Origin of the sequence: Pseudomonas sp. Irchel 3H3 (assembly GCF_900187635.1) — a bacterium.
Taxonomy (GTDB): domain Bacteria; phylum Pseudomonadota; class Gammaproteobacteria; order Pseudomonadales; family Pseudomonadaceae; genus Aquipseudomonas.
In genome coordinates this window covers 32487-47958 of the sequence record NZ_FYEC01000005.1, presented here as the reverse complement: position 1 = coordinate 47958, position 15472 = coordinate 32487, and the positions used below count along the sequence as shown (strand labels likewise).

13 protein-coding genes are annotated in these 15472 nt (G+C 63.7%); 6 read left to right on the top strand and 7 right to left on the bottom strand.

The genetic code is table 11. The annotated features are described in order from the left end of the window. Positions 1-28 precede the first annotated feature (28 nt). The 7 genes from CKW24_RS07795 to CKW24_RS07765 all read right to left on the bottom strand — a co-directional run bounded on the left by CKW24_RS07795 (position 29) and on the right by CKW24_RS07765 (position 8377). Positions 29-1039, bottom strand: a complete 1011-nt coding sequence (locus CKW24_RS07795) for a chemotaxis response regulator protein-glutamate methylesterase (protein ID WP_095166705.1) — start codon at positions 1037-1039, stop codon at positions 29-31. After that, positions 1036-3327, bottom strand: a complete 2292-nt coding sequence (locus CKW24_RS07790; protein ID WP_095166703.1) for a hybrid sensor histidine kinase/response regulator — start codon at positions 3325-3327, stop codon at positions 1036-1038. The genes CKW24_RS07795 and CKW24_RS07790 overlap by 4 nt, the downstream gene beginning before the upstream one ends. Further along, positions 3324-4007, bottom strand: coding sequence for a chemotaxis protein CheW (locus CKW24_RS07785; RefSeq protein ID WP_095166701.1), 684 nt, complete (start codon positions 4005-4007; stop codon positions 3324-3326). The genes CKW24_RS07790 and CKW24_RS07785 overlap by 4 nt, the downstream gene beginning before the upstream one ends. After that, complete coding sequence (locus CKW24_RS07780; RefSeq protein ID WP_095166699.1) at positions 4004-5281, bottom strand: protein-glutamate O-methyltransferase CheR; 1278 nt, start codon at positions 5279-5281, stop codon at positions 4004-4006. The genes CKW24_RS07785 and CKW24_RS07780 overlap by 4 nt, the downstream gene beginning before the upstream one ends. After that, entirely contained in the window at positions 5278-5814 is a 537-nt protein-coding gene (locus CKW24_RS07775; protein WP_095166697.1) for a chemotaxis protein CheW, read from the bottom strand. Before CKW24_RS07775 ends, CKW24_RS07780 begins: the two co-directional genes overlap by 4 nt. Continuing rightward, the gene (locus CKW24_RS07770) at positions 5814-7436 is read right to left on the bottom strand and encodes a methyl-accepting chemotaxis protein (RefSeq protein ID WP_095166695.1); all 1623 of its coding nucleotides are present in this window, start codon (positions 7434-7436) and stop codon (positions 5814-5816) included. Before CKW24_RS07770 ends, CKW24_RS07775 begins: the two co-directional genes overlap by 1 nt. Positions 7437-7702: 266 nt before the next feature. After that, positions 7703-8377 carry a tellurite resistance TerB family protein gene (locus CKW24_RS07765; protein ID WP_095166693.1) on the bottom strand — a complete coding sequence of 225 codons (675 nt, stop codon included), beginning with the start codon at positions 8375-8377 and terminating at the stop codon, positions 7703-7705. Positions 8378-8575: 198 nt separating this feature from the next. On the opposite strand from CKW24_RS07765, the gene CKW24_RS07760 reads away from it, so the two are divergent. From CKW24_RS07760 to CKW24_RS07735, 6 genes are all read left to right on the top strand, one after another. Further along, positions 8576-9490, top strand: a complete 915-nt coding sequence (locus CKW24_RS07760) for a LysR family transcriptional regulator (protein WP_095166691.1) — start codon at positions 8576-8578, stop codon at positions 9488-9490. A 101-nt stretch (positions 9491-9591) separates the two neighbouring features. After that, on the top strand, positions 9592-11082 hold the full coding sequence (locus CKW24_RS07755) for a gamma-aminobutyraldehyde dehydrogenase (protein ID WP_095166689.1): 1491 nt from the start codon (positions 9592-9594) through the stop codon (positions 11080-11082). A gap of 87 nt (positions 11083-11169) precedes the next feature. Further along, the gene (gene ydcS, locus CKW24_RS07750; protein WP_095166687.1) at positions 11170-12321 is read left to right on the top strand and encodes a putative ABC transporter substrate-binding protein YdcS; all 1152 of its coding nucleotides are present in this window, start codon (positions 11170-11172) and stop codon (positions 12319-12321) included. A gap of 249 nt (positions 12322-12570) precedes the next feature. Next, positions 12571-13608, top strand: a complete 1038-nt coding sequence (locus CKW24_RS07745; protein WP_095166685.1) for an ABC transporter ATP-binding protein — start codon at positions 12571-12573, stop codon at positions 13606-13608. Position 13609: 1 nt separating this feature from the next. Continuing rightward, on the top strand, positions 13610-14557 hold the full coding sequence (locus tag CKW24_RS07740; protein WP_095166683.1) for an ABC transporter permease: 948 nt from the start codon (positions 13610-13612) through the stop codon (positions 14555-14557). Then, on the top strand, positions 14547-15356 hold the full coding sequence (locus tag CKW24_RS07735) for an ABC transporter permease (RefSeq protein WP_095166681.1): 810 nt from the start codon (positions 14547-14549) through the stop codon (positions 15354-15356). The genes CKW24_RS07740 and CKW24_RS07735 overlap by 11 nt, the downstream gene beginning before the upstream one ends. The last annotated feature ends 116 nt before the right edge of the window (positions 15357-15472 follow it).

Here is a 15472-nt window from a genome sequence, read left to right as displayed (position 1 = left end):
ACTTGGCCCGTACCGCTGCGGATGTCATTCATTTTGCAAAGATCTCCAGCAATCGTGGCGCTATTTTTTCCAGCGGGCGAATTTCCACCGCGGCGTCGATGGCGGCGGCGGCCTTGGGCATACCGTACACCGCGCTGCTGTGCTGATCCTGAGCGATGGTCAGGTAACCCTGCTGGCGCATCAATTTGAGTCCCTGGGCTCCATCGCGGCCCATTCCGGTGAGTAGCACACCTACTGCATCACCGTTCCAGTAACTGGCCACACTTTCGAAGAACACATCGATCGAGGGCCGGTAGATTTCGTTGACCGGCTCGGCGGTGTACGCCAGCGTGCCGTTTTTCAACAAGCGAATATGGTGGTTGGTGCCAGCCAGCAACACCGTGCCACTTTGCGGCGGCTCGCCCTCCTGGGCCAGGCGTACGTTCAGGCCACTGACACTGCTGAGCCATTGCGCCATGCCGGCGGCGAACACCTGGTCCACGTGTTGCACCAGCACGATGGCCGCCGGAAAATCCCGCGGCAGGCCCTTGAGCAGCACTTCCAGCGCCGCCGGACCGCCAGCCGAGGAGCCAATGGCGACCAGGCGCTGACGCGAGGCCGAACTGCGCAGCGGGCTGGGTGCCGGGCGTTCGCGGTTGCCCTTCTCGCCGATCAGCCAGCCAATGTTGATGATTTTACGCAGCAGCGGTGCGGCGGCTTCCTGGGCATTGCCGGCCCCCAGGGCCGGCGTGTCGACTACATCCAGCGCGCCGTACCCCATGGCCTCGAACACCCGATGCACATTCTGCTGGCGATCGACCGTGACGATGACGATGGCGCACGGCGTATCCGCCATGATCCGGCGGGTCGCCTCGACCCCGTCCATGACCGGCATGATCAGGTCCATGAGGATCAGGTCCGGCGTCAGTTCGGCGCAACGTTGCACCGCCTCCTTGCCATTGCTGGCCACCCACACCACCTGGTGCGCCGGCTCGAACGCCAGGGCCCGGCGCAGCGCTTCCACAGCCATCGGCATATCGTTGACGATTGCGATCTTCATGCCCGCGCTCCTCCTATGAGCTCTACCACTGCGTCGAGCAGCGCATCGTCATGAAAGCTGGCTTTGGCTAGATAATAGTCGGCTCCAGCGTCCAGTCCACGGCGCCGGTCCTCTTCACGGTCCTTGTAGGACACCACCATCACTGGCAGTGACTGCAGGCGATTGTCGCGGCGCAACAGCGAGACCAGCTCGATCCCGTCCATGCGCGGCATATCGATATCAGTAATCAACAGGTCGAAGTCCTCGGCGCGCAGGGCGTTCCAGCCGTCCATGCCGTCAACGGCGACGGCCACGTCATAACCTCGGTTGAGCAGCAGCTTGCGTTGCAACTCGCGCACCGTCAGCGAGTCATCAACCACCAGGATCCGCTTGCGGGCCGCCTGCGCGGCTTGCTGGCTGTGCCGGGCGATCCGCTCCAGGCGCCCGGTATTGAGCAGTTTATCCACCGAGCGCAGCATGTCCTCGACGTCGACGATCAGCACCACTGAACCGTCATCCAGCAAGGCCCCGGCGGAAATATCCTGGATCTTGCCCAGGCGCTCATCCAGCGGCAGCACCACCAGGGTGCGCTCGCCGATAAAACGCTCGACGGCCACACCGTACACCGCATCGCGCTCACGGATCACCACCACCTTGAGGGTGGCGGCACTGTTCTGGCTCACCGGCCGTTGCAGCAACTGGGTGGCGGCCACCAGCCCGACATGCCGGCCCTCGTGCCAGAAGTGCTGGCGCCCCTCCACCTGCACGATGTCCTCTGGCGCCAGGTCGCACATGCGCTCGATGTGCGCCAGCGGGAAGGCGTAGGCCTCCTCGCCGACTTCCACCACCAGGCTGCGCACCACCGACAGGGTCAGCGGCACTTCAAGGTGGAAACGACTGCCCTCGCCCGCCTTCTGCTCCAGCACCACCGCGCCGCGCAACTGGCGCACCATGTGCTGGACGGCGTCGAGGCCGACGCCACGGCCGGAAACTTCAGTAACTTTGTCGCGCAGGCTGAAGCCGGGCAGGAACAGGAACGTCAGCAGTTCCTCTTCACTCAATTGCGCCGCGGTCTCGGCCGGCGACAGTTGACGCTGGACGATGCTGCGCCGGACCCGCTCCAGGTCCACGCCGTTGCCGTCGTCGCTGAGTTCCAGCACCAGCAGGCCCGCCTGATGGGACGCCCGCAGGCGGATCAGCCCTTCGGCCGGTTTGCCGGCCAGCAAGCGCTGCTCCGGCGACTCGATGCCGTGGTCCACCGCATTGCGCAACAGGTGCGTCAGCGGTGCTTCGAGTTTTTCCAGCACGTCGCGGTCGACCTGGGTCTTTTCGCCCTCGATCTCCAGGCGCACCTGCTTGCCGAGGCTACGGCCCAGGTCGCGGACCATCCGCGCCTGGCCGGTCAGCACGTCGGCAAACGGGCGCATGCGGCAGGCCAGCGCAGTGTCATACAGCACCTGGGCACGCTGGCTGGCTTGCCAGGCAAACTCGTCCAGCTCTGCCGTTTGCTCCGCCAGCAATTGCTGAGACTCGGCCAGCAGCCGCCGCGCATCCTCCAGGGCCTCCTCGACTTCCAGGCTCAGGCTCTGCTCCTTGAGCTGGGCATTGAGGTTTTCCAGGGCGCGCAGGCCGTTACTTTGCATACGCTTGAGGCGCTGCAGGGTCGCCAGATAGGGTTTCAAACGCTGGGTCTCGACCAGCGATTTGCTCGACAGGTCGAGCAGGCTGTTCAGGCGCTCGGCAGTCACCCGTAGCACCCGCTCGCCGCCCTCGGTGACCCGTTTGGCAGGCTTGGCGAGTTCCGCCAGCAGAGGCTCCGGCTCCGACAGCTCGAAGCGCGCGGCCGGCGGTTCGAGTTGCAACTCGGCCATCGGCAGCTCCGGCGCCAGCTGTGGCAGGCTCACCGGTGTCGGTGCCGACGCGGGATCGAGCAACTGCCCCATCAACGCCACATAGGCGTAGATATCACTGGGCCCGACCTCGTTGCCAGGCGTGGCGATGCGCATCAGCAGGTCGGTGCCTTGTAGCAACGCGTCAATGTGCTCGGGGCGCAGCAGAAGCCGGCCTTCCTGGGCACTGACCAGGCAATCCTCCATCACATGGGACACTTCGACCCCGGCATCGACGCCAACAATCCGCGCCGCGCCCTTGAGCGAGTGGGCGGCGCGCATGCAGGCTTCCAGATGATCGGCCTGGGTTGGATCACGCTCCAGCGCCAGCAACCCGGCGCTGAGCACTTGGGTCTGGGCTTCGGCCTCCAGGCTGAACAACTCCAGCAGCGACGCGTCGCGCATTTGCTCGGGGGTCATGTGAGGCTCCGGGTCACGGCGGACAGCAACTGCTCTTCATCCAGCCAACGCAAACTGCGACCGTTAAATGGCAATACGCCTCGGGTGTACTTCGCGCTGGCCTGCTGGCCCGAGCGCGAGGCTGCGTCGAGCAGCCGTTGATCAATCGCATGGATCCCATCGACCTCGTCCACCGGCACCACCACCGGACCGCCGTGGGCGGCAATGATCAACATGCGCGGCATGACCCGCGCACCGGACGCGGCCACCGTCGAGGCCTCCAGCCCCAGCAACTCCACCAGCGACAGGCAGGCCACCAGTGCGCCGCGCACATTGGCCACCCCCATCAGCGCCCGCGAGCGCTGGTGGGGCAAGGAATGCACCGGCTGCAAAGGCGCCACTTCCACCAGGCTGCGGGTGCTCAGCGCCAGCCACTCTTCGCCCAGGCGAAACATCAGCAATGAACGGGTGGCGACCTGTACCTCGACCGTCGCCGAGCCATGGGCCTGGTCGTCCTGCTGCAGCGCATAGCGGTCCAGCAAGCGGGTAGCCGCGGCCGAGTAGACCGCGCAGTTGCGGCAATGAATATGCTCGGCCAGCAACCCACAGGACTTGTCACCGTGGACACCGATGCGGTTCCAGCAGTCGTCGATGGCCTGGGCATCGGCGTGGGTCACGTTCAACGAAACTGAACCGATCATCGTTTGCGCTCACTGTCAGCGGTACGTTCGTTGCGCGCCGCGCGCTCCTGCAAGCGTCGGCTCCCAGCCACATCGCCCTGGGACGCGAGCAACGCGGCCAGGTGCATCAGGGCTTCGGGGTGTTGCGGCTCCAGGTACAACGCCTTGCGATAAAACCCCTGGGCTTCCAGCACGCTGCCAGCCACATCACTGAGCAGGCCTAACCAGTAGAACACTTGCGCCACCGGGCCGTGGCTGCGCAGGTACGCCTCACAGGCGGCACGCGCTTGCGGGCTTTTGCCTTCGTTGGCCAGGGTCGCAATGTGTGCCAGCAGCACCGCCGCATCGCCAGCGTCTGGCTGCTCGGCCCGCGGCGACACTGGGCGGGCTACGCTTGCAAAGGGTCGACTGCGCACTGGCGGCGCAGGCGCGCGGCGCACCGGCAAGCTCACTGGCAGCGCTGGCGCAATGTAGGCCGGCAGTGGCTGGGGTTCAGGTTCGCTGTGGCGGCTGAAGGCAAACGACTGGGGAATGCCGATCGAGCGCATGCCCAGGCGCCCCAGCAGACTGCCTTCGGCCGGGCCGATGAACAGCACGCCATCGACGTGGGTCAGGCGCTTGAGCACTTCAAAGACCTGGGTCTGGGTCGGCAGGTCAAAGTAGATCAGCAAGTTGCGGCAAAACACGAAGTCATAGGCCGGTTCATTGGCCAGCAAGCTTGGGTCCAGTAGGTTGCCGACCTGCAAACGCACTTGTTCGCGAACCCGCTCGCTGAGGCGATAACCGTCGTCTTCAGCGCTGAAATGCCGCTCGCGAAAATCGCCCTGCTCTCCGCGAAACGAGTTCTTGCCATAGCACGCCCGCTTGGCCCGCTCCACCGACAACGGGCTGACGTCCAGGCCGTCGACCTTGAACTGATGAGGTGCCAACCCGGCATCGAGCAAGGCCATGGCAATCGAATAGGGCTCCTCGCCGGTGGAGCACGGCAGGCTGAGGATGCGCAGAGCCCGCATGTTATTGAGCTCGCCCAGGCGTTTGCTTGCCAGCCTGGCCAGGGTGGCAAAGGATTCCGGATACCGGAAAAACCAGGTCTCGGGCACGATCACCGCTTCGATCAGCGCTTGCTGTTCGTCTCGCGAACCCAGCAAGCGTTGCCAGTATTGATCGGCCGTTTGCACCTGCTGCGCGGTCGTGCGCTGGCGTACCGCGCGCTCGATGATCGCCGGCCCGACGGAGGTCACGTCCAGGCCGATGCGTTCTTTGAGGAAGTCGAAAAAGCGCTGGTCGCTGCTCATGCTCGATCCTCAAGCATTGACAGGTCCAAGGGTGGCGACGGAAACAGCAGGGCCTGCACCTGGGCATCCAGCAGGTCCGCGACCCGCACCCATTGCAGCAGTCCCTGGGCATCTTCGCGCACGGGCCCCAGATACGGCGCCTGGCGATTGTCCAGGCCGTAGGGTTGAAACTCCGCCGGATTGCAGCGCAAGGTGTCGGTGGCCTGCTCGAGAATCAATCCCAGCAGTTGCGCTGGCAGCGTGGCATCGGGTCGATAGTGCACCAGCACCAGGCGGGTGCTGGTGCGTGCTTCGGCAGCCAGGCCGAAGGTCAGCGCGCCGACATCGATCACCGGCACCACCGTCCCGCGGTAGCCGAACACCCCGGCGACCCAATGCGGCGCCTGGGCAATCGGCTTGAGCGGCAGGCGTGGCAGCACCTCCGCCACCTCGACGGCCTGCAAGGCATAACGCTCGCCACCGATGCGAAACACCAGGAACAGCGCTTGTTTCGGGGCCACACCCGCGCCCCGCTTGACCACGAGCTCGCTCATCAGACTTTGAATCGCGAGACGCCGCTGCGCAGCCCGACGGCCACCTGGCTCAATTCGTCGATGGCGAAACTGGCCTGGCGCAGCGACTCGACGGTCTGGCTGCTGGCATCGCCCAACTGCACCAGCGCGTGGTTGATCTGTTCGGCGCCGGTGGCCTGGGCCTGCATGCCTTCGTTGACCATCAGCACCCGCGGCGCCAGCGCCTGGACCTGATGGATGATCTGCGACAGTTGTTCGCCGACCTGCTGCACCTCGGACATGCCGCGGCGCACTTCTTCGGAGAACTTGTCCATGCCCATCACACCGGCCGAGACCGCCGACTGGATCTCACGGACCATCTGCTCGATGTCATAGGTGGCAACGGCCGTCTGGTCGGCCAGGCGCCGCACTTCGGTGGCGACCACGGCAAAACCGCGACCGTACTCACCGGCCTTTTCCGCCTCGATAGCGGCGTTCAGCGACAGCAGGTTGGTCTGGTCGGCGACCTTGACGATGGTCACCACCACCTGGTTGATGTTGCCGGCCTTCTCATTGAGGATCGCCAGCTTGGCATTGACCAGGTCGGCCGCGCCCATCACCGAGTGCATGGTGTCTTCCATGCGTGCCAGGCCCTGCTGACCGGAGCCGGCCAGTACCGAAGCCTGGTCGGCAGCGGTGGACACTTCCGTCATGGTGCGCACCAGGTCGCGGGAGGTCGCCGCGATTTCCCGCGAGGTCGCCCCGATTTCCGTGGTGGTCGCCGCAGTTTCGGTGGCCGTGGCCTGCTGTTGCTTGGAGGTGGCGGCGATCTCGGTCACCGAGGTGGTGACCTGCACCGAAGAACGCTGGGCCTGGGACACCAGCGCGGTGAGCTCGGTCATCATGTCGTTGAAGCCGCTTTCCACGGCACCGAACTCATCCTTGCGGTCGAGGTTGAGGCGATTGCTCAAGTCCCCGGTGCGCATGATTTCGAGGATCTTCACGATGCGGTTCATCGGCGCCATGATCGCGCGCATCAGCAGCAGGCCGCAGAGCGCCGCCGCCAGCACCGCCACCAACAACGACACGCCCATGCTGATTTTCGCCGCGACGACGGCGTCGTCGATGGCGGTGGTCGCGTGGTCGGCAACCGTCTTGTTCTCGCGGATGACGTCATTGAGCTTCAGGCGGCCGGTAACCCAGGCTGGCGTCAACTGCTCGTTGAACAGCTTGATTGCCTCCTGCTCCTGGTGGTTCTTATGCAGCTCAAGGACGGTGGCCAGAATCCGCTTGAAATTCTGATGCGCTTTCTCGAAGGCATCGAACTCGGTGCGGTCCTCGACACCATGAATAGTCGCGGCGTAGTTGGCCATTTGTTCTTCGAGACGCTGCTCGAAGGCCTTGAAATCGGCGAGGTCTTGCTCAGTGACCCCCTGCCCTTCCTCCAGACCGAGCATTTTCTGGATCTTGAGGTAGCTGTCGACCCAGGCACTGCGAATCATCGAGCTGTAGTAGACCCCAGGCACGGCATCGTCGCGAACGCTGTTCTCGCTGGCTTCGATCTTCAGCAGACGTGAATAAGAGACGACCACCATCAACAGCATGATGGCGATAATCACCGCAAAGCTCGCCAAAATGCGTTGGCGCAACGTCCAGTTCTTCACAGTCAGTCCTCGGGGCCATTCAAATGGTGGGGAGTATAGCCGAGGGCGCGCTGGGTTTAAGCAGCGGTTGCGCACTGCGTCTCATCCCGAGCGAAAAGTCTGGATCCGCTCTGGGACGGCTACTTTCCGTCAGATGGGTTGGGGGCCGCCAGTGATATTTGTGTAGAAACAGACGGTGGATTGGCCATTGCGGGCGAGCCGGCGAGGCTGCGTTCGAGGACGCAGTCCTCGCCGTGTTTCACTTGGCGATGGCTCACCTGCGACACTCAGAGACGCACCTGCCGCTCCAGCTCGGCCTTCAATCCTGGCTCCAACTTGAGCTGGCGGGCCAGTTCGTCGAGGTAGGACTTCTCCATGAAGTTCTCCTCGTCCACCAACATCACGCTGGCGATGTACATCTCGGCGGCCATTTCCGGGGTGCTGGCGGCGCGGGCGACGTCGGTCGGGTCCAGTGGTTTGTTGAGTTCGGCGTGCAGCCAATGCTGCAGTTCCTGGTCGTTGTCCAGCTTGCGGAACTCGCCCTCGATCAGCTCACGCTCGCGCGCGTCGACGTGCCCATCGGCCTTGGCAGCAGCCACCAGGGCCTTGAGGATGGCCTGGCTGTGCTGCTCGACCTGCGCCGGCGGCAGGCGATCGAGGGTTTGCGGCTCGGTCTGCGGCGCCGTGCCCTGCTGGGCCTGCCAGTTGCCGTAGGCCTTGTAGGCAATCACGCCGAGTGCCGCGAGGCCGCCATAGACCGCCACCTTGCCGCCGACTTTGCGCGCCTTCTTGTTTCCCAGCAGCAGACCCATCGCGCCGGCGGCCAAGGCCCCGCCGCCAGCGCCGGAGAGCAGGCTGCCCAGTCCGCCGCCAGCTGCTTTGTTCTGGGCTCCACCGGCCTTGTTCTGCAACAGGTCCTGGCCGGACTTGAGTAACTGATCGAGCAAACCACGGGTAATCATGTATCGCCTCCAGAAAATCACGTTTAACCAATAAATAAGGCCATCAGCCTAGATCTAAAGTGCCCGAGGCCCGTCAGCGAGAGTGCTTCCAGATGTTGCCCAGCCCTTGCGGCCGCCTTGCTAGCTGGGTTAGGGCATCGATAAAAAAGATATACACTGGGAAAAATCTATAAAAACCGCCCACCGGGTACTTTTCCCATGATGACCCTGCGTCAGATCCGTCACTTCATCGCCGTCGCCGAAACCGGCTCGATCTCGGCCGCCGCACAAGCGGTGTATATCTCCCAGTCCACCTTGACCCTGGCCATCCAGCAACTGGAGCAGGAGATTGGGGTCAACCTGTTCAACCGCCACGCCAAGGGCATGACCCTGACCCATCAGGGACACCAGTTCCTGCGCCAGGCGCATTTGATCCTGGCCACCGTGGACAATGCCAAACGCAGCCTGCAGCAGAGCACCGACCAGGTGGCCGGGCAGTTGACCATTGGAGTCACCAGCCTGGTCGCGGGCTACTACCTGGCCGACCTGCTGACCCGCTTTCAACGGGCCTACCCCAATGTCGAGCTCCGGGTCATGGAAGATGAGCGCCCGTACATCGAGCACTTGCTGGTCAGTGGCGAAATCGATGTCGGGGTGCTGATCCTGTCCAACCTCGAGGATCGTCACGCCCTGCAAACCGAGGTACTGACTCACTCGCCCCACCGCTTGTGGCTGCCGGCCCAGCACCCGCTGCTGGAGCACGACAGCATCAACCTGGCGGACGTCGCCCGCGAACCACTGATCCAGCTCAACGTCGACGAAATGGACCGCAACGCCCAGCGCATGTGGCGAGCTGCCTCGCTGCAGCCACGCATCACCCTGCGCACCGCCTCCACCGAGGCAGTGCGCAGCCTGGTGGCAGCGGGCCTGGGGGTGTCAATCCAGCCCGACATGACTTACCGCCCATGGTCCCTGGAAGGCGACATCATCGAAGCCCGGCCCATCGCCGACCTCAGCCAGACCCTCGATGTCGGCCTGGCCTGGCGCCGCGGCACCGCCCGCCCGGCACTGGTCGACCCCTTCCTGACGGTGGCCCGCGAACAGCCACCCGGCGGGCGCAAGCCATCTATTTAATCGAACGCTGCATTCAGTATTTAGTATTTGTCGTCCTCAAGCCCCGCCACTAGTCTTTGTACATCTATAAGACGGTCGGGGCCCCAGTCACAGGGAGCACCATGGCCACACAACAAAAGAGAATCCGAAAAATGCCCGCCGCGCAGACCCCTTTGTTCACCGCATTGCTGATCGACGGTGAATTGGTAGCCGGCCAGGGCTTTGTCGAGCCGATTCTCAACCCGGCCACCGGCGAAGTGCTGACCCACATTGCCGAAGCCAGCACCGAACAGGTCGAAGCCGCGATCCTCGCCGCCCACCGGGCCTTTGCCGGCTGGTCGCGGACCACCCCGCAACAGCGCTCGAACATCCTGCTGGAAATCGCCAACGCCATCGAAAAGCACGCTGACCTGCTGGCCCGCCTGGAATCGTTGAACTGCGGCAAGCCACTGCACCTGGCGCGCCAGGATGACCTCAGTGCGACGGTCGATGTGTTCCGCTTCTTCGCTGGCGCCGTGCGCTGCCAGACCGGCCAGCTCAGCGGTGAATACCTGCCGGGCTACACCAGCATGGTGCGCCGCGACCCGATTGGCGTGGTGGCCTCGATTGCGCCGTGGAACTACCCGATCATGATGGCCGCCTGGAAAATCGCCCCGGCCCTCGCCGCCGGCAATACCCTGGTGTTCAAGCCCTCCGAACATACCCCGCTGTCGATCCTGGCCCTGGCGCCAGCGCTGGCCGAGATTCTGCCGCGCGGGGTGATCAACATCATCTGCGGGGGCGGTGAAGGGGTCGGCAGCCACCTGGTCAGCCATCCCAAAGTACGCATGGTCTCGCTCACTGGCGACATCGTCACCGGGCAGAAAATCCTCCAGGCCGCCGCCAAGACCCTCAAGCGCACCCACCTGGAACTGGGCGGCAAGGCACCGGTGATCGTCTGCAACGATGCCGACCTGCAAGCCGTAGTCGCCGGCGTGCGCAGCTACGGTTACTACAACGCCGGGCAGGACTGCACCGCGGCCTGCCGCATCTATGCCCAGGCGGGGATACACGACAAGCTGGTGGCGGAACTGGGCGCAGCGGTCAGCAGCCTGCGGTTTGCCGGCAAGCGTGACGCCGACAACGAGATCGGCCCTCTGATCAGCACCCGCCAGCGCGACCGCGTGGCCAGCTTTGTCGAACGCGCCCTCGGCCAGCCGCACATCGAACGGGTGACCGGCGCGGCAGTGCATTCCGGCGCCGGTTTCTATTACCAGCCAACCCTGCTCGCCGGTTGCAAGCAAAGCGATGAAATCGTCCAGCGCGAAGTGTTCGGCCCGGTGGTCACCGTGACCCGCTTCGACGAGCTGGAGCAAGCGGTGGATTGGGCCAACGACTCGGAATATGGCCTGGCGTCGTCGGTCTGGACGCAAAACCTGGACAAGGCGATGCAGGTCGCGGCGCGCTTGCAGTACGGCTGCACCTGGATCAACAGCCACTTCATGCTGGTCAGTGAAATGCCCCACGGCGGTTTGAAACGCTCCGGCTACGGCAAGGACCTGTCCAGCGACTCGCTGCAGGACTACAGCGTGGTGCGGCACATCATGGCCCGTCACGGCAATGACCTGAAATAACGCTACTAAGCTAATAACAAGCCGAAAAGGCCAGCTGCATCACGTTCAACACTGCCCCGACCATAATTTAAAGAAGAGGGAAACCCCATGTTCGTGCACAAGACCGCATTGCTCAGTGCAATCACCACCGCGCTGCTGGCCAGTGCCAGCCTCCAGGCCGCCGAACCGCTGAAAGCCGTTGGTGCCGGCGAGGGCCAACTGGACATCGTGGCCTGGCCTGGCTACATCGAACGGGGTGAAAGCGACAAGGCCTACGACTGGGTGACCGGTTTCGAGAAGGAGACCGGCTGCAAGGTCAACGTCAAGACCGCCGCCACTTCCGATGAGATGGTCAGCCTGATGGCCAAAGGCGGCTACGACCTGGTGACTGCCTCTGGCGACGCCTCGCTGCGGTTGATCGTCGGCAAGCGTGTGCAGCCGATCAATACCGCGCTGATCCCTAACTGGAAAAACCTCGACCCGCGCCTCAAGGATGCCCCTTGGTACGTGGTCAACCAGCAGACATACGGCACCCCCTATCAATGGGGCCCGAACGTGCTGATGTACAACACCAACGTGTTCAAGACGGCCCCCACCAGCTGGAACGTGGTGTTCGATGCGCAGAACCTGCCAGACGGCAAGCCCAACAAAGGCCGCGTGCAGGCCTATGACGGTCCGATCTACATCGCCGACGCGGCGCTGTACCTGAAAAGCACCAAGCCGGAACTGGGCATCCAGAGCCCCTACGAGCTGACCGAAGCACAGTACAAGGCCGTGCTCGACCTGCTGCGCGCCCAGCAGCCGCTGATCCACCGCTACTGGCACGACACCACCGTGCAAATGAGTGACTTCAAGAACGAAGGGGTAGTGGCCTCCAGCGCCTGGCCCTATCAGGTCAACGGCCTGATGAACGAGAAACAGCCCATCGCCTCGACTATCCCGAAAGAAGGCGCCACCGGCTGGGCCGACACCACCATGCTGCACGCCGAGGCCAAGCACCCGAACTGCGCCTACAAGTGGATGGACTGGTCGCTGCAACCCAAGGTCCAGGGCGATGTCGCGGCCTGGTTCGGCTCCTTGCCAGCGGTCCCGGCGGCTTGCCAGGGCAGCGAACTGCTGGGCGCCGAAGGCTGCAAGACCAACGGTTTCGACCAGTTCGAGAAGATCGCCTTCTGGAAAACCCCGCAGGCTGAAGGCGGCAAGTTCGTGCCGTACAGCCGCTGGACCCAGGACTACATCGCGATCATGGGCGGCCGCTAAAAGTCATTCCGGGAGCTGCTGCGCGCCGATTATCCGCGCCCGGGCAGTGCTCGCCTCCTCACGTACTGACGTACGCTCCGGGGGCTGTGCGCTGGCCGGACACGACTAATCGCCGCTCGCGACGCTCCCTGAACGACTTTTCCAGCTCCATCGCTTTGCCAAAAGCAGAATTGATTTTCGATTGATAGATTTTTCAGAAGTCCAGGCAGGGCCGCTGCGACGGCCCGCGCCTTTTTGGAGCACCGCACCATGACGCTTGCAGTCCAGTTCACCAACGTTTCCCGTCTATTCGGCGAAGTGAAAGCCGTAGACCGGGTTTCCATCGACATCCAGGACGGCGAGTTCTTTTCCATGCTCGGCCCTTCCGGCTCGGGCAAAACCACCTGCCTGCGGCTGATCGCCGGCTTCGAACAGCCGAGCGCGGGGTCGATCCGCATCCACGGCGAAGAAGCCGCCGGCCTGCCGCCCTATCAGCGTGACGTCAACACCGTCTTCCAGGATTACGCCCTGTTCCCCCACATGAATGTCCGCGACAACGTCGCCTACGGCCTGAAGGTCAAGGGCGTGGGCAAGAAGGAACGCCTGGAGCGTGCCGAAGAATCCCTCGCCATGGTGGCCCTGGGCGGCTACGGCGAGCGCAAGCCGGTGCAATTGTCCGGCGGCCAGCGCCAGCGTGTGGCCCTGGCTCGCGCTCTGGTCAATCGCCCACGGGTGCTGTTGCTCGACGAACCCCTGGGGGCGCTGGACCTGAAGCTGCGTGAGCAAATGCAGAGCGAGCTGAAGAAACTGCAGCGCCAGCTCGGCATCACCTTCATTTTCGTCACCCACGACCAGACCGAAGCCCTGTCGATGTCCGACCGCGTGGCGGTGTTCAACAAGGGCCGCATCGAGCAGGTCGACACCCCGCGCAACCTGTACATGAAACCGGCCACCACCTTCGTCGCCGAATTCGTCGGCACCTCCAACGTGATCCGTGGCGACCTGGCGCAACAACTGAGCGGCAACCCGCAGCCCTTCTCGATTCGTCCGGAACACGTGCGTTTCGCCGAAGGCCCGCTGGCCAGCCATGAGATCGAAGTCAGCGGCCTGCTGCACGACATCCAGTACCAGGGCAGCGCCACCCGTTACGAGTTGAAGCTGGAAAACGGCCAGACCCTGAACATCAGCAAGGCCAACAACCAGTGGCTGGACACCAGCGCCCAGCACCAGACCGGACAACGCATCAGCGCGCGCTGGGCCCGCGAGGCGATGACCCCGCTGCACGACACCGTCACGAGCGGGGTGTGAGATGAACACCGTGACCATGACACAAACGCCTTCGGGGGGCTCGCCGCTGCGCCGGTTCTCCAACCTGCTGTATCGCCGCCCCAATCTGTACCTGTCGATGTTGCTGGTGCCGCCGCTGATCTGGTTCGGCGCGATCTATCTCGGCTCGCTCCTGACCCTGTTGTGGCAGGGCTTCTACACCTTTGACGACTTCACCATGGCGGTCACCCCCGACCTGACCCTGGGCAACTTCGCCGCGCTATTCCAGCCGTCGAACTTCGACATCATCCTGCGCACCCTGAGCATGGCCATCGTGGTCTCGATCGCCAGCGCCATCGTGGCGTTTCCGATTGCCTACTACATGGCGCGCTACACCACCGGCAAGACCAAGGCGTTCTTCTACATTGCGGTGATGATGCCGATGTGGGCCAGCTACATCGTCAAGGCCTACGCCTGGACCTTGCTGCTGGCCAAAGGCGGCGTCGCACAGTGGTTCGTCCAGCACCTGGGGCTGGAGCCGGTGCTGCAATTCGTCCTGGGGATTCCCGGGATCGGTGGCAGCACCCTGTCCACCTCGCACCTGGGCCGCTTCATGGTGTTCGTGTACATCTGGCTGCCGTTCATGATCCTGCCGATCCAGGCTTCGCTGGAGCGCCTGCCACCGTCCCTGCTGCAAGCCTCCGCCGACCTCGGGGCCAAGCCGCGCCAGACCTTCATGCAGGTGATCCTGCCGCTGTCGATCCCGGGCATCGCCGCGGGTTCGATCTTCACTTTCTCCCTGACCCTGGGCGATTTCATCGTGCCGCAACTGGTGGGCCCGCCGGGTTACTTCGTCGGCAGCATGGTCTACGCCCAGCAAGGCGCGATCGGCAACATGCCGATGGCCGCGGCTTTCACCCTGGTGCCGATCGTGCTGATCGCCATCTACCTATCCATCGTCAAACGCCTGGGGGCCTTCGATGCACTCTGAGAAAGCTTCTTTAGGTCTGCGCATCGCGGCCTGGGGCGGGTTGGTGTTCCTGCACTTCCCGATCCTGATCATCTTCCTGTACGCCTTCAACACCGAAGACGCAGCGTTCAGTTTTCCGCCCAAGGGTTTCACCCTGAAGTGGATCGGCGTGGCGTTCTCGCGACCTGACGTCCTGGAAGCCATCAAGCTGTCGGCCCAGATCGCCGCCATCGCGACCCTGATCGCCATGGTCCTCGGCACCCTGGCCTCGGCGGCGCTGTACCGGCGCGACTTCTTCGGCAAGCAAGGCATCTCGTTGATGCTGATCCTGCCGATTGCCCTGCCGGGGATCATCACCGGGATTGCCTTGTTGGCGACTTTCAAATCCCTGGGCATCGAGCCAGGCATGTTCACCATCATCGTCGGTCACGCGACCTTCTGTGTGGTGATCGTCTACAACAACGTCATCGCCCGCCTGCGCCGCACCTCCCACAGCCTGATCGAGGCCTCGATGGACCTGGGCGCCGATGGCTGGCAGACCTTCCGCTACATCATCCTGCCGAACCTCGGCTCGGCGTTGCTGGCCGGCGGCATGCTGGCGTTTGCCCTGTCGTTCGACGAAATCATCGTCACCACCTTCACCGCCGGCCATGAACGCACCTTGCCGCTGTGGCTGCTCAATCAACTGAGCCGCCCACGGGACGTGCCTGTGACCAACGTGGTGGCGATGCTGGTGATGATCGTGACCATGCTGCCGATTCTCGGTGCCTACTACCTGACACGCGGCGGTGAAAGCGTGGCCGGTAGCGGCGGTAAATAAACGGATAACTGGAGGAACAGGGCCACTGTGGGAGCGGGCTTGCCCGCGATTGCGTTGGGTCAATCATCATCAATGTTGGATGCGATGACCTCATCGCGGGCAAGCCCGCTCCCACC

Coding starts and splice junctions, on each gene's coding strand:
- CKW24_RS07785 (WP_095166701.1), bottom strand. CDS start 4,007: ATGATCGGTTCAGTTTCGTTGAACGTGACCCACGCCGATGCCCAGGCC.
- CKW24_RS07790 (WP_095166703.1), bottom strand. CDS start 3,327: ATGACCCCCGAGCAAATGCGCGACGCGTCGCTGCTGGAGTTGTTCAGC.
- CKW24_RS07780 (WP_095166699.1), bottom strand. CDS start 5,281: ATGAGCAGCGACCAGCGCTTTTTCGACTTCCTCAAAGAACGCATCGGC.
- CKW24_RS07740 (WP_095166683.1), top strand. CDS start 13,610: ATGAACACCGTGACCATGACACAAACGCCTTCGGGGGGCTCGCCGCTG.
- CKW24_RS07765 (WP_095166693.1), bottom strand. CDS start 8,377: ATGATTACCCGTGGTTTGCTCGATCAGTTACTCAAGTCCGGCCAGGAC.
- CKW24_RS07755 (WP_095166689.1), top strand. CDS start 9,592: ATGGCCACACAACAAAAGAGAATCCGAAAAATGCCCGCCGCGCAGACC.
- CKW24_RS07735 (WP_095166681.1), top strand. CDS start 14,547: ATGCACTCTGAGAAAGCTTCTTTAGGTCTGCGCATCGCGGCCTGGGGC.
- ydcS (WP_095166687.1), top strand. CDS start 11,170: ATGTTCGTGCACAAGACCGCATTGCTCAGTGCAATCACCACCGCGCTG.
- CKW24_RS07745 (WP_095166685.1), top strand. CDS start 12,571: ATGACGCTTGCAGTCCAGTTCACCAACGTTTCCCGTCTATTCGGCGAA.
- CKW24_RS07775 (WP_095166697.1), bottom strand. CDS start 5,814: ATGAGCGAGCTCGTGGTCAAGCGGGGCGCGGGTGTGGCCCCGAAACAA.
- CKW24_RS07760 (WP_095166691.1), top strand. CDS start 8,576: ATGATGACCCTGCGTCAGATCCGTCACTTCATCGCCGTCGCCGAAACC.
- CKW24_RS07795 (WP_095166705.1), bottom strand. CDS start 1,039: ATGAAGATCGCAATCGTCAACGATATGCCGATGGCTGTGGAAGCGCTG.